This is a genomic window from Kitasatospora sp. GAS204B (genome assembly GCF_029892155.1).
GTDB lineage: Bacteria > Actinomycetota > Actinomycetes > Streptomycetales > Streptomycetaceae > Kitasatospora.
The window spans coordinates 35,849-49,209 of sequence record NZ_JARZAG010000021.1 but is presented as its reverse complement, the minus strand read 5'-3'; the positions used below and the strand labels follow the sequence as shown (position 1 = coordinate 49,209).

The 13,361-nt window shown below is 71.7% G+C and carries 11 protein-coding genes; 6 read left to right on the top strand and 5 right to left on the bottom strand.

From position 1 onward, the window contains the following. The first annotated feature begins 26 nt into the window (after window positions 1–26). Complete coding sequence (locus P3T41_RS25760) at window positions 27–713, top strand: Type 1 glutamine amidotransferase-like domain-containing protein (protein ID WP_348533697.1); 687 nt, start codon at window positions 27–29, stop codon at window positions 711–713. Between the two features lie 105 nt (window positions 714–818). Here P3T41_RS25760 and pntB read toward each other — a convergent pair whose 3' ends face one another. The 5 genes from pntB to P3T41_RS25735 form a co-directional block, all read right to left on the bottom strand. Further along, window positions 819–2,285 (bottom strand): Re/Si-specific NAD(P)(+) transhydrogenase subunit beta, encoded by a 1,467-nt coding sequence (pntB, locus tag P3T41_RS25755; RefSeq protein WP_280692769.1) that lies wholly within the window; start codon window positions 2,283–2,285, stop codon window positions 819–821. A 6-nt stretch (window positions 2,286–2,291) separates the two neighbouring features. After that, window positions 2,292–3,860: a Re/Si-specific NAD(P)(+) transhydrogenase subunit alpha gene (locus P3T41_RS25750; RefSeq protein ID WP_280692767.1), complete on the bottom strand. Its 1,569-nt coding sequence runs from the start codon at window positions 3,858–3,860 to the stop codon at window positions 2,292–2,294. A 240-nt stretch (window positions 3,861–4,100) separates the two neighbouring features. Further along, the gene (paaK, locus tag P3T41_RS25745; protein WP_280692765.1) at window positions 4,101–5,450 is read right to left on the bottom strand and encodes a phenylacetate--CoA ligase PaaK; all 1,350 of its coding nucleotides are present in this window, start codon (window positions 5,448–5,450) and stop codon (window positions 4,101–4,103) included. Window positions 5,451–5,776: 326 nt separating this feature from the next. Then, on the bottom strand, window positions 5,777–7,330 hold the full coding sequence (locus P3T41_RS25740) for a hypothetical protein (protein ID WP_280692763.1): 1,554 nt from the start codon (window positions 7,328–7,330) through the stop codon (window positions 5,777–5,779). Between the two features lie 97 nt (window positions 7,331–7,427). Next, on the bottom strand, window positions 7,428–7,958 hold the full coding sequence (locus P3T41_RS25735; RefSeq protein ID WP_280692761.1) for a hypothetical protein: 531 nt from the start codon (window positions 7,956–7,958) through the stop codon (window positions 7,428–7,430). Between the two features lie 95 nt (window positions 7,959–8,053). Here P3T41_RS25735 and P3T41_RS25730 point away from each other — a divergent pair, with 95 nt between their 5' ends. From P3T41_RS25730 to P3T41_RS25710, 5 genes are all read left to right on the top strand, one after another. Further along, a complete protein-coding gene (locus tag P3T41_RS25730) occupies window positions 8,054–8,623 on the top strand; it encodes a GNAT family N-acetyltransferase (protein WP_280692758.1) in 570 nt (189 codons plus the stop codon). 146 nt (window positions 8,624–8,769) lie between these two features. Further along, the gene (locus tag P3T41_RS25725; protein WP_280692756.1) at window positions 8,770–9,786 is read left to right on the top strand and encodes a GlxA family transcriptional regulator; all 1,017 of its coding nucleotides are present in this window, start codon (window positions 8,770–8,772) and stop codon (window positions 9,784–9,786) included. Further along, window positions 9,783–11,498 carry a thiamine pyrophosphate-binding protein gene (locus P3T41_RS25720; protein ID WP_280692755.1) on the top strand — a complete coding sequence of 572 codons (1,716 nt, stop codon included), beginning with the start codon at window positions 9,783–9,785 and terminating at the stop codon, window positions 11,496–11,498. Before P3T41_RS25725 ends, P3T41_RS25720 begins: the two co-directional genes overlap by 4 nt. Beyond that, a complete protein-coding gene (locus tag P3T41_RS25715) occupies window positions 11,470–12,150 on the top strand; it encodes an SRPBCC family protein (protein ID WP_280692753.1) in 681 nt (226 codons plus the stop codon). The genes P3T41_RS25720 and P3T41_RS25715 overlap by 29 nt, the downstream gene beginning before the upstream one ends. Continuing rightward, window positions 12,147–13,172 carry a ketoacyl-ACP synthase III family protein gene (locus tag P3T41_RS25710; protein ID WP_280692751.1) on the top strand — a complete coding sequence of 342 codons (1,026 nt, stop codon included), beginning with the start codon at window positions 12,147–12,149 and terminating at the stop codon, window positions 13,170–13,172. Before P3T41_RS25715 ends, P3T41_RS25710 begins: the two co-directional genes overlap by 4 nt. Window positions 13,173–13,361: the final 189 nt, after the last annotated feature.

Below are 13,361 nucleotides of genomic sequence, written 5' to 3'. Positions count from 1 at the left end.
GTCAACGACGTTTCTTCGGAAGGGACATGATGAAGCTTCTCCTCACCGACTCCGGTATCAAGAACGCGAGCATCCAGGATGCGCTGGTCGACCTCCTGGGTAAGCCGATCGCCGAGTCCAGCGCCCTCTGCATCCCCACCGCGGGGTACGGCCACCCCGACGCCGATCCGGGCGGGCCATGGCGGTTCATCAGCGGACGATCTCCCAGCCCCATGACCGAGCTCGGGTGGAAGTCGGTGGGCGTGTTGGAGCTCACCGCGCTGCCCAGCATCGAGAAGGCACGCTGGGTCTCCTGGGTCCGGGAGGCCGACGTCCTGCTGGTCAACGGCGGTGACGCGCTGTACCTGGCCCACTGGATGCGGGAGTCCGGGCTGGCCGACCTCCTGCCGTCACTGTCCGACACGGTCTACGTGGGGCTCAGCGCCGGGAGCATGGTGGTGACCCCCCGCATCGGGGAGGACTTCGTGGGCTGGCAGCCGCCCACCGGCGGCGACAGCACGCTTGGCCTGGTCGATTTTTCGATCTTCCCGCACCTGGATCATCCGGCCTGTCCGGAGAACACCATGGCCGATGCAGAACGATGGGCGGCCGCGATCGCGGGTCCGGCGTACGCGATTGACGAGCAGACCGCCATCAAGGTGGCCGACGGCGTGGTCGAAGTGGTCTCCGAGGGCCGCTGGAAGTCGTTCCAGTACCCGCTCGTGCAGCCCTGACAGCCCTCCCGCTGCTGTCGGCCGGCGCCTCTGCTCCCCTCCGGCGCGGAACTGCTCGTCGACGGCGGCGTGGCGCAGGCGGCGTTCGCGGCCTGCGCCACCTTCCTAACCGGCCACCGTCGTCCGGCGTGCCCCGGTCGGCTCCGGGGTGCGCGGGTCCGCGGTGCCGAGGGCCTGGAGGATCTCCTCGACGCTCTGCTTCGCGTCGCCGAAGAGCATGCCGGTGTTCTCGCGGAAGAACAGCGGGTTCTGGACTCCCGCGTAGCCGGAGGCCATCGAGCGCTTGAAGACGACGACCTGCTCCGCCTCCCACACCCGCAGCACCGGCATGCCGGCGATCGGGCTGGACGGGTCGTCGGTGGCGGCGGGATTGACGGTGTCGTTGGCACCGATGACGAGGACGACCGAGGTGTCGGCGAAGTCGTCGTTGATCTCGTCCATCTCCAGGACGATGTCGTAGGGCACCTTCGCCTCGGCCAGCAGGACGTTCATGTGCCCGGGCAGGCGCCCGGCGACGGGGTGGACACCGAAGCGGACCTCGACGCCGCGCTCGCGCAGCCGGCGGGTCAGCTCCGCGACGGGGTGCTGGGCCTGTGCGACCGCCATGCCGTAGCCCGGGGTGATGACCACCGACCGGGCCTGGGCGAGCAGTTCCGCCGTCTCCAGGGCACGGATCTCGCGGTGCTCGCCCTGCTCCTCGTTCCCGGCCGAGGGGGCTTCGATGCCGAAGCCCCCCGCGATGACGGAGAGGAAGGAGCGGTTCATCGCCTTGCACATGATGTAGGAGAGGTAGGCACCCGAGGAGCCGACCAGCGCGCCCGTGACGATGAGCAGGTTGTTGTCGAGCAGGAACCCGGCGGCGGCCGCGGCCCAGCCGGAGTAGCTGTTGAGCATGGAGACGACGACGGGCATGTCACCGCCGCCGATCGAGGCGACCAGGTGCCAGCCCAGCGCGAGCGCGAGCACCGTGACCGCCACCATCAGCGCGAGGTTCGGGCTGACGGTGAACCAGATCGTCAGCAGCACGAACGCCGCGAGCGCACCGGCGTTGAGCGCGTTCTTGCCGGGCAGCGTCAGCGGGCGCGAGGCGATCCGGGCGGACAGCTTGAGGAAGGCGACGATGGAGCCGGTGAAGGTGACCGCCCCGATGAAGACGCCGATGAACACCTCGGCGTGGTGGATGCCCAGCAGGTCGGCGGCGATCCGGGTCTGCGCCGAGCCGTGCGACTCCACCTCCAGGTAGCTGTCCCAGCCGACCAGCACCGCGGCGAGGCCGACGAAGCTGTGCAGGACGGCGATGAGCTCGGGCATCTGCGTCATCTCGACCTGCCGCGCCCGCCACAGGCCGATCGCTGCGCCCAGCGCCATCGCGAGGACGATCAGGGTGACCGCGCCGGCCGTGATGCTCTGCGCCGCCACCACCACGGTGGCGACCAGGGCGAGGGCCATGCCGGCGATGCCGTAGACGACGCCGGCGCGGGAGGTGCGGTGCTGGGAGAGCCCGGCCAGGCTGAGGATGAACAGCAGGGCGGCGACCAGATCCGCGGCATGAGCGGCTGTCGTGGACGTCATCGGAACTCAGCGCCTTTCCGGGGCGGTGGAGAACATGTTCAGCATGCGGCGGGTGACGGCGAAGCCGCCGAAGATGTTCACGCTCGTCAGCAGGATCGCCACGAACGACAGCACCGTGACGAGCACGCTCTCGTGCCCGATCTGCAGCAGGGCGCCGATCACCACGATCCCGGAGATCGCGTTGGTCACCGACATCAGCGGGGTGTGCAGGGCATGGTGGACCTTGCCGATGACGTAGTAGCCGATGACCACCGCGAGCGCGAACACCGTGAAGTTCTCGGCGAGTTGGGCCGGAGCGAAGGCGACGAGCACGAACATCGCCAGCATCGCGGCGCCGATCAGGCCGAAGCGGGCCGCCGGGGTGAGCCGGGGCTTCTTCGGCTCCACGGCGGCCGGCGCGCCCGCGGGCTGCGCGGCGGGCGCGGCCGAGACGGCCACGGGTGGCGGCGGCCAGGTGATCTCTCCCGCGCGGACCACGGTCACCGCCCGCTGGACCACGTCGTCGAAGTCGATGACCAGCCGCCCGTCCTGACGTGGCGTCAGCAGCTTCAGCAGGTTGGCCAGATTGGTGCCGAACAGCTGTGAGGCCTGGGCGGGCAGCCGGGACGCGAGGTCGGTGTAGCCGATGATGGTGACGCCGTTGCCGGTGACCACCGTGCGGCCCGGCACGGTGCCCTCGACGTTGCCGCCCGCCGCGGCGGCCATGTCGACGATGACGCTGCCGGGCTTCATCGCGGCCACGTCCTCGGCGGTGAGCAGGCGCGGGGCCGGACGGCCGGGGATCAGCGCGGTGGTGACGACGATGTCCACGTCCTGGGCCTGCTCGTGGTAGAGCTCGGCGGCGGCGCGATCGTAGTCGGCGGAGGTCGCCTTGGCGTAACCGTCGTTGCTCGTCTCCTGGACGACGTTGACGGCGAGGTACTCGCCACCCAACGACCGTACCTGGTCGGCGACTTCCGGCCGGGGGTCGGTCGCGCGGACGATCGCGCCCAGGCTGGAGGCGGCGCCGATGGCGGCGAGCCCGGCCACACCGGCGCCGGCCACCAGGACCTTCGCCGGGGGGACCTTGCCCGCGGCCGTCACCTGGCCGGTGAAGAAGCGCCCGAAGACGTGCGCCGCCTCGATCACCGCCCGGTACCCGGCGATGTTCGCCATCGAGCTGAGCACGTCCATCGACTGCGCCCGCGAGATCCGCGGCACCGCGTCCAGCGCCAGCGCCGTGATCGGACGCGACGACAGCGCCTCCAGCAGGTCGGGTCGCTGCGCCGGGGCGAGCAGGCCGACCACGGTCGCGCCGTCACTCAGCCGGGCGATCTCCCCGGCTGACGGGGCGTTGACCTTCAGGACGGTGTCGGCCGACCAGGCGTCGCCGAGGTTCGCGCCGGCCGCGGCATAGGCCTCGTCGGTGAAGCCGGAGGCCGAGCCGGCCCCGGACTCGACGACCACCTCGTAGCCGAGTGCGAGCAGCCCACGCACGGTCGACGGGGTGGCCGCGACACGGGTCTCCCCAGGGGTGGACTCGGCGACCACACCGATGCGCTGAGGAGGGTGGTGCGTGGAGCCGTGTGCGGACATCTCTCGTGGCTCTCTCTCGTCGCAGGAGCGGTTCAGGAGCGGATCAGGAGCTGATGACGGGGGATCTGCGATCAGGGAAAAGTGTCCTCCCCTTGGGGGCTGGAACCTACACGCCCCGGCCGGGCGAGGCGCAGGGGTCGGGACCGTGACATGTTTCACCTCAACCCGGACCCGCGCGGTGGGTAAGGCAGTCTGTTGGGGCCGCGCCGGAAGTCCCCGGCCGGGCGGGCCGTCAGCGGATCACCGCTCCCGCAGGTCCCTGACCCGGCGGATCTTGCCGACCGAGCGCTCCAGCGTCTCGGGGTCGACGATCACGACCTCGACACTCACCCCGATGCCGTCCTTGACGCCCTGGCCGATCGCGCGGGCCGCCGCCTCGCGCTGCTCGGACCCGATGGCCGCGGACCGCGCCTCGACCTGGACGAGCAGGTGGTCCATCCGGCCGCGCCGGGTGAGCTGGAGCTGGAAGTGCGGGGCGACGCCGGGGGTGCGCAGCACGATCTCCTCGATCTGGCTGGGGAAGAGGTTCACCCCGCGCAGGATGATCATGTCGTCGCAGCGGCCGGTGATCTTCTCGATCCGGCGGAAGGCGGGCCTGGCGGTGCCCGGCAGCAGTCGCGTCAGGTCGCGGGTCCGGTAGCGGATGATCGGCAGCGCTTCCTTGGTGAGCGAGGTGAGGACCAGTTCGCCGGGGTCGCCGTCGGCCAGCACCTCGTCCGTGATCGGGTCGACGATCTCGGGGTAGAAGTGGTCCTCCCACACGTGCAGGCCGTCCTTGGTCTCCACGCACTCCTGGGCGACACCGGGACCGATCACCTCGGACAGGCCGTAGATGTCCACGGCGTGGATGTCCATCCGCTCCTCGATCTCCCGGCGCATCTCCTCGGTCCAGGGCTCGGCGCCGAAGATGCCGACCCGCAGCGAGGTCGAGCGCGGGTCGACCCCCTGGCGCTCGAACTCGTCGAGCAGGGTGAGCAGGTAGGAGGGGGTGACCATGATGATCTCGGGTTCGAAGTCCTGGATGAGCTGCACCTGACGTGCGGTCATGCCACCCGACGCGGGGATCACCAGGCAGCCGGCCCGCTCGGCACCGTAGTGGGCACCGAGGCCGCCGGTGAACAGCCCGTAGCCGTAACTGATGTGCACCTTGTGCCCGGGGCGGCCGCCGGCGGCGCGGATCGAGCGGGCGACCACGTCGGCCCACATCGACAGGTCACCGTCGGTGTAGCCGACCACCACGGGACGTCCCGTGGTGCCGCTGGAGGCGTGCAGCCGCCGGACCCGGTCCATCGGGACGGCGAACATGCCGAAGGGGTAGGTGTCGCGCAGGTCGGCCTTGGTGGTGAAGGGGAACCTGGCCAGGTCCGCCAGGCTGCGGCAGTCGGCGGGGGTGACCCCGGCATCGTCGAACTTCCTGCGGTACAGCTCGACGTGCTCGTAGGCGTGCCGCAGGGTCGCCTGGAGACGGGCGAGTTGGAGCTCCTGGAGCTCCGCGCGCGACATCCGCTCGGCGTCGTCGAGCAGTTCCGCGGGCAGGGGCTCCCCCAGGCGGGCTCGCGGGAACGGCGGCGCCGTCGGTTCACTGCTCATCGCGCCCCTGCCTCTCTCACGTCGGCGGCGGGGCGGGGCGGGCGCTGCGGCCACGATGCTCGCCTTCCACGCACCGACCGAACATTCGGTTATCGTGCGGCAAGGTCAAGTAACCCAGCAACGCCACGGCACGTCAAGGCTCAAATCCGCGCGGCGCCGCAGCTAGGGCCTGTACGGCGGATCTTTCCGGGCCCGCGACGCCGGGCATCCCGGCTGGACGCACGCCCGAATCGCCCAAGTACGTCCAGTACGAGGACGACTCGGGCGCACGCCCAGCCGGGCGCCCAGCGCCGCGGGCTCATCCGAAAAGATCCGCCGTACAGGCCCTAGGCCATCTGATCCCGCCGCAGGACCGGGACGCCGTCGACGACCGCGGCCGGGCGGTAGCGGTGATCCAGGATCCCCTGGAGGCGGCCCGAGGGGTCCAGCGAACTCGGCGGGTCGTAGAGGACCACCCAGCTCGGTCCCGAGGCGCCGTCGAGCCAGTCGGCCAGCCGGGGTTCGGCGGACGGGACGGCCTGGAACGCCGAGTTCCACAGGTAGGGGAAACCCGTCGAGCGGTCGGCGAGCAGGTAGAGGTCGGCGGAGGCGGTGAACGCGAAGACGGTGTCGGTGGGCGCGGTGCGGGTCCGCAACCAGCCTGCCAGCTGCCCGTTCACCAGCAGGCGTCGGTCGTCGATGACGGACGCCACCCGCTGCTGCGGCGTCTTCGTCGCCAGGTCGAACTGCACCGCGAGCGGGCCCGCGACGGCAGCCGTCACCAGCACGGCGGACACCAGCGCGCGGCCGCCGCCCGGACGCAGGCGCATCGGCAGCCGGGTCGCCGCCACGGCGGCGAGCACCGCGAGGGGGGCGATCGCCTGGACCCAGTAGTGGGGATGCGCGAACGGCCCGCCGAGTACCGCCAGCACGGCAGCGGCGAGCCACAGCAACAGCGGCAGCGGCAGCGGCAGCGGCAGCGGCAGCGGCAGGCGACGGTTCCGTGCGCGCAGCACCGTCGCGCAGCCGAGCAGGCCGACCACGACCAGGCCGAGCAGGTCCGGAGCCACGTGCAGGAAGGTCTGGTAGTCCGGGCCGAGCCGCGAGCCCGATCCGCTGGTCGCGGCGACCGCCGTCTGGAAGCCGACGACCGCGAAGTACCAGGCGGACCAGCCGGTGACGGCGCCGTGGACGGCCGCGGCCGCCAGCGGAACCGCCGCGCCGGCGCCCGCCGCGAGCAGCGCCCGGGCCCGCCGCCCGCCGGCGGTCGCGGCCACGGCGGCCAGCACGACCAGCGAATCCAGCGCGGACTGCTTCATCAACGGCGCGACCCCGCAGAGCACGCCGGCCGGCACCAGCCAGCGGGCCGCCGCCGCGCGTCGCTGCCACCAGAGGGCCAGCGCGACGCCCGCCGTGCCGACCGCTGAGGCGATCAGCTCGCCGTTGAACTCGTAGCCCTCGACGTACGGTCCGGCGCTGACCACCGCCACCAGCAGCCCGGCGACGACCGCTGCTCGCCGCCCCGCCGCCGCCCAGGCCGCGCCCGCCGCGCCGGCCGTCAGGACGACGGCGGCGGTCACCGCACCGATCCGCAGCGCCGTGGCCGAGTACGACAGGTCGGTCACCAGGCGGAAGACCAGCATCAACCCCTGCGGCCGGTCGACCCAGGCGGCGGGTGAGTAGAGGCGCGCGCCGCCCGCCCACCTCGCCGCCAGGTAGGCGTAGCCGCCCTCGTCCGGGTCCAGCGGCAGGTGCAGCAGCGGGAGGCGGACGGCGACGGCCAGCACGGCGGCGAGCCCGACCAGCACGAGCGCCACCGCGCGCGCCCGCCGCGCCGCCGGTGCGGGCGTAGGTGCAGGTGGGGACGGTGTCGACCGCCCTGGCTCGCCGGTGCCGCTCATCCGTGGATGGTAACCGTCGTGTCCACAGAGCCCGGTGCGGGCCGCGGGGTCGGCCTGTCGGTGGCGGCGCCCCGTCGGCCCCGCGCTCCGCCGTACGTCAGTTGATCCAGTCGAGCCAGCAGAAGGCGAGTGTGGTCAGCGCGCCCGGGGCACCGGCGCCGAAGGCGACCACCATGGCCTGGCCGATCGCGACGTCGGTGGGGTCGACGCCGTGCGACCAGGTCAGCCTGGCGTCGATCCCGGGGATCTGCTGGAAGGGGGAGTACGAGAGCAGGGTGCCGCGCGCCTCGGCGATGGGTGTGCCGTCCCGCAGGAGCCGGGCCCGGCACAGCCCGGTCGGCCTCAGCTCGTAGCCGCGGCCGCCCACCAGGGCGTTGCGGGTCCGCGCCGCTCGGCGCGGGTCCCAGCGTCGGTCCGTCCTGCGGCTCGTGGTCACCCGCCGGCCGTCGACGCTCATGGCGCCGTGGTCACGATCGGGCAGGACCGTGACGGCCGGCATGCCCTCCCCCTGCACGAGTGCGATGACGGAGGGCCAGCTGTCATGGCTGATCCGTATCGGCCCGAAGGGACTGTCGACCATCCGGTGCTTCGAGAGGCGGACTTTGCGGCGCTTGGTGAACACGGACACGGTCGGCTCAGCTCCCGGCATCGAAGATCGGCACAGTGTGCCACATGGGAAAATCCTGTTGCGAACGCCATCCGGGCAGGTGCGAGGATCCGGGGATGACCTACACCATCAAGACCGTGCGGCACCAGGATTGGCCCAAGGCCAAGGAGATACGGCTGGCCGCCCTGCGGGACCCGGTCGCGCACCTCGCCTTCCTGGAGACGCTGGAGCAGGCCGTGGCCAGACCCGACGACTTCTGGCAGGGCCGCGCGGAGGCCTCCGGCGCGGGAACGTCGCTGCGGCAGTTCGTGGCCGAGGACCCGGACGGCGAGTGGCTGGGCACGGTCACGGCCCGCGTCGAACTGCCCGGCGACGACACGGTCTTCGGGCAGGCCGCGAAGGCACCGCAGATCCACGTCGTCGGCGTCTTCGTCCAACCCGCCGCGCGCGGAGTCGGCTTGGCCGAGCGGTTGTTCGGCGCCGCCCTGGAGTGGTCCTGGTCGCTCGCCGAGCCCCGGATCGAACGGGTGCGCCTCCACGTCCACGAGGACAACGCCCGGGCCGAGGCCCTCTACCGCAAGGTCGGCTTCGACCGCACCGGCCACACGGTCCTGGTCCCCGGCGACACCCCGTTCCACGAGATCGAGCTCGCCATCCCGAGAAGCCGAGCCGCCTTCTCGGTGTGATCGTATGACCCTCCTCACATCGGCTTCTGACTCTCCGTGAACGCTACTGGTCAGTAGCGGTTCGCCGCTCCCCGGCCACCGCGCATGGCCGAATTCGTCAGTAGGCCGTCATTGCCGCCGCCCCGTGCCGGATACAGGCTGTGATCGTGCATCAGCGACGCGTGGTGGTGGTGATCTATTCCGGGGCCCAGGCACTGGACGTGGCAGGGCCGATCGAGGTGTTCGACACCGTGAACCGTCGGCTCGCCGAGACGGGTGTCCGCTATCGGATCGAGGTCGTCTCCGCCGACGCGCCGCTCGTGCGGACCTGCTCGGGCATGGTGATCGCAGCCGAGCCGCTCGACCACGCGGACGGCCCGATCGACACCCTCCTGGTCCCTGGCGGCTGGAGTCTCAAGGACGCGCTGGCGGACCGGGAGTTGGTCTCGTGGATCGGCCGGGCGGCCGCCCGGTCGCGCCGGGTCGCCTCCGTCTGCGGTGGGGCGTTCCTGCTGGCCGAGGCGGGCCTGTTGAAGGGGCGGCGGGCCACCACCCACTGGGCCTTCTGCGAGGAAATGGCCCGGCGCTACCCGGATGTGACGGTGGATCACGAACCGATCTTCGTCTGGGACGGCCGGTTCGTGACCTCGGCCGGGGTGTCCACGGGGATCGACATGGCCCTCTCCCTGGTGGAGGCCGACCACGGCGCGGCGTTCGCGCTGGAGGTGGCGCGGTACCTGGTCCTCTTCTTCAAGCGGAACGGCGGGCAGCCGCAGTTCAGCGCGATCCTGGAGGCCCAACTCGCCGATCGCGCACCGATTCGCGCCGCGCAGGAGTGGATCCTCGAGCGCCTCGAGCAGCCGCTGCCGCTACCGGAGATCGCCGAGCGCGCCAACATGAGCCTGCGGAACTTCGCCCGGGTGTTCCGGCGCGAGGTGGGTACGCCCCCCGGCCAGTACATCGAGCAGATGCGCATCGCCCGGGCCCGCAAGCTGCTGGAGACCACCGAGTTGCCCGTCACCCAGATCGCCCGCCGCTGCGGGTTCCCGGCGCCGGAGACGTTCTTCCGCTCCTTCGGTCGGTCCTTGGAACTGACCCCGAACGAATACCGCCGACGCTTCCAGACCATCTCGCCGTCCGGCCTCGTCGTGCGGCCCGACCTGGCGGAGAGGAGCTCCGATTGACTGCCAAGGTCCGGCTCGTCGACTACCTGGCGCGGGAGTTGGCCAAGGCCGGCGTCAGGCACGTGTTCGGCGTGGGTGGCGCGAACATCGAGGACCTGTACGACGCCCTGCACGCCACGGGCGACGCGATCCGCACCGTCGTGGCCAAGCACGAGTTCTCCGCCGCCACCATGGCGGACGGGCACGCCCGGGCCACCGGGCGCCTGGGCGTCGTCGCGGCCACCTCGGGGGGCGGAGCGGTGAATCTGGTGCCGGGGCTGGCGGAGGCGTATGCCTCCCGGGTGCCGGTGCTGGCGTTCGTGGGACTGCCGCCCACCGAGTTGGAGGGGCGCGGGGCGTTCCAGGATTCCAGCGGCAAGGCGGGCTCCTTCGACGCGCGGGAGCTGTTCGCACCCGTGACGCGGTTCTGCGCCCGGGTCGATGACGCGGACTCGATCCCGGAGCTGCTGGCGCGGGCGGTCGCGGCAGCGCAGCGCGATCCCAAGGGGCCGGCGGTGCTCCTGCTGCCCAAGGACGTACAGCAGGCACTGGTCGAGGCCAGGGAGCCGATACCGGCGCCGGCCGTCCCGGCCGCACGCACGGAGCCCCGGGCCCGGGCCCACGCGGTCGGCGTGCTTCGTGCCGCGCGGCGCGTCCTGATCGTCGCCGGCGAGGGCGTGGCCTCGGCCGGCGCGCGGGCGGAACTGGCCGAGCTGGCGCGCCGCCTGGGCGCCTGGGTGGCGGTCACCCCCGATGCCAAGGACGTGTTCGACAACCACGACGCCCGGTTCGCGGGGGTGGCCGGGGTGATGGGGCATCAGAACGTGCCGGACTGCCTGCGGCGATCCGATGTCTGCCTGCTGGTGGGGACCCGGCTGCCGGCCATGGCCCGCGCCGGTCTGGAGCCGGCACTGGCCGGGACACCGTTGATCTGCATCGATCCTGAGCCACCGTTCGTGCCCGGGATCTCCCTGCGCGGTGAACTGCGGGACACGCTGCGGATGGTGGCCGGCCGGCTCGACCCCGGTCCGCGGCCGGCTCCCGACCATGCCGGCCCCGCTCCCCTGCCGACGCCATCGACGCCGCCGACCCCGCGCAGTGGCGCCACCTCCTACGCCTCGGCGGTGGCCGCGATCGAGGCCGCGCTGCCCCCCGAAGCGCACGTCTTCGTGGACGCCGGAAACGCCGGGGCCAGCGCGATCCACCTGCTCCCGGCCCCGCGCCACGGCCGCTTCGTGGTGGCCGTCGGCATGGGCGGCATGGGCTACACCTTCGGTGCCGGGATCGGCGCCGCGCTCGCCACCGGGCAGCGCACGTACGTGCTCGCCGGTGACGGAGCGTTCTTCATGCACGGCATGGAGGTCCACACCGCGGTCGAGCACGCCGCACCCGTCACCTTCGTGATCTTCAACAACAACGCCCATGCCATGTGCGCCACCCGGGAACAGCTGTTCCTCGGGGCCCCGCACCCCAGCAACCTGTTCCGTCCCACCGACATCGCCGCGGGGGTGGCAGCCATGTTCCCCGGCCTGGACGTGACCCGGGCCGAGGACGGCCCGCACCTGCGGCAGGCGCTGCTGCGGAGCAACGCGGGCAGCGGTCCCGCGTTCGTCGCGCTGGATTTCGACCCTGCCGAGATACCACCGTTCCTGCCCTTCCTGACCATCGCCGGCCGCGAGCCGGCCGAGAACGAGGAGACCACTCATGAGCGCGGACCCGTCCATGTCGGCTGAGTTGGCTGAGTCGGCTGAGCTGGCCGACATCCCCGGCCTGACCAGGGTCGAGAACACCGACCTGGAACAACTGGTGGGCCGGTGTGCCGAGTTGACCCGACCCGCCTACCCGCACGAGGAGGTCTACGGGAAGTACTGCACGATCCAGGAGTACGTCGACTGCCCGCCGGAGCAGGCCTACGAGTACCTGAGGCAGGGTCACCACCTGGAGGAATGGACGTTCAGCCTAAGGAACTTCGTCCCCACCGGCACTCCCGGGCTGTGGGTCGGCAACGACCGGCTGGAGGAGCAGACCCGGATCTTCTGCAAGGTGGAGACCCATCCGGAGGCCATGACCGTGGACTTCCACTGCGCCTGGGACCAGGGCGACAAGCTCTGGATGGTCTACCTGATGCGGGTGGTGCCCGCCCAGCTGGTGTTCAACAAGCCGGGCTCGGTGATCACCTGGACCAACTGCCGGCACCCCTACTACGACGAGAACCCCCACCCCGACCTGGCGCCGCGCGCGGACCGGCCGTGGGTGGGCGACTACTGGGACCTGTTCTACGCCGGCCACACGGTGGAGATGGCGAACCTCAAGGCGATCCTGGAACACCGCCACCGCAGCGGGCTGCCGGTCAGCACCTCCCCGCGCGCGGCGGTGGTGCGGTGACCACGGTCAGCCTCACCGATGTCGCCGGCTATCTGCCGGGCGAGCCCGTCCCCGCCGAGTTCTACACCGAGTACCCCGGCGCCGAGGACAAGCTTCGCGACAACCCCATGTTCAGGGTCCCCCCACGGCGGCACCACGTGGCCGTGGGCGAGACCAACGTGGACATGGTCGAGCGCGCGGTGCAGCCGCTCATCGAGCGGCACGGGCCGGAGGAGATCCGCTCCGTGGACGTCCTGCTGATGCACAGTCAGCTGCCGGACACGCCGTTCGTGGGCGCCGGGACCGAGGTGGCTCGCCGGCTGGGGCTGAAGCCGCAGTGGCTGATCGACGTGGCCAACGCCGGTTGCGCCTCCTTCGTCCACATGCTCGAACTGGCCCGGCAGATCCTCACCACCACCGACGCCAGGACCGCACTGATCTGCAACGCACAGAGCGCCGCCGGCCAGCTGTTCACCCAGTCCGACGTCCGCCGGCTGGCCCAGGCCGCGATCCCCGGAGACGGCTGCGGGGTGGGCTACCTGACCACCTCGGGGTCCTCACCGGTGCTGGACGTGACGACCCGTCACATCGCCGACTACGGCGGCGACATGACCGCCGTGCTGGACGACGGTCGCAAGTACTGGGAGCCCGGCACCTCCCAACTGCGGATCGGCTTCACCGAGTCCGGCATCGCCAAGGTCCTGGAGCGTGGCAACCGCCTGGTGCCGGAGGTCGTCGCGGAACTGTGCCGACGGCTCGGTGTCGCCACCACCGGGATCGACCTGCTGGTGACCAACCAGCCCAACCGCACCTTCCTGCAGAACTGGCGGGAGGCACTGGGACTGCCGGCGGATCGGCATCCTGACACCTTCGACAGCTGCGGAAACATGTTCGGCGCGGCGATCCCGGTCACCCTGGACCGCGCCATCCGTTCGGGACAGGTCGCCGACGGCGACCTGGTGGTGCTCGGCGGCTTCGCGCACGCGGGCGACTACGCCGGTGCGGCGGCGATCCGCTGGGGCGGCGGCCGCACCGCCTCCTAGGCCTCCCGTCCGGGCCGCTGTCGCCCGCTCGCCCGCCCGCCCGCTCGCTCGCTCGGACCAGGACAGAGTGGCCAAGCCCGGCCCTCCCCAGCCACCCGACGCGCACCGATATCCGCATCTACCGGTACCCCCGGGCGGTAATGGCATCAATCAGGTCACATCTGGAACACAGTAGGATGGCTCGAACCG

What these genes read in the sequence shown, in the direction of transcription:
- P3T41_RS25740 (WP_280692763.1), bottom strand. Translation starts at nt 7,330, where the DNA reads ATGAGCGGCACCGGCGAGCCAGGGCGGTCGACACCGTCCCCACCTGCA.
- P3T41_RS25715 (WP_280692753.1), top strand. Translation starts at nt 11,470, where the DNA reads ATGAGCGCGGACCCGTCCATGTCGGCTGAGTTGGCTGAGTCGGCTGAG.
- paaK (WP_280692765.1), bottom strand. Translation starts at nt 5,450, where the DNA reads ATGAGCAGTGAACCGACGGCGCCGCCGTTCCCGCGAGCCCGCCTGGGG.
- pntB (WP_280692769.1), bottom strand. Translation starts at nt 2,285, where the DNA reads ATGACGTCCACGACAGCCGCTCATGCCGCGGATCTGGTCGCCGCCCTG.
- P3T41_RS25730 (WP_280692758.1), top strand. Translation starts at nt 8,054, where the DNA reads ATGACCTACACCATCAAGACCGTGCGGCACCAGGATTGGCCCAAGGCC.
- P3T41_RS25750 (WP_280692767.1), bottom strand. Translation starts at nt 3,860, where the DNA reads ATGTCCGCACACGGCTCCACGCACCACCCTCCTCAGCGCATCGGTGTG.
- P3T41_RS25760 (WP_348533697.1), top strand. Translation starts at nt 27, where the DNA reads ATGATGAAGCTTCTCCTCACCGACTCCGGTATCAAGAACGCGAGCATC.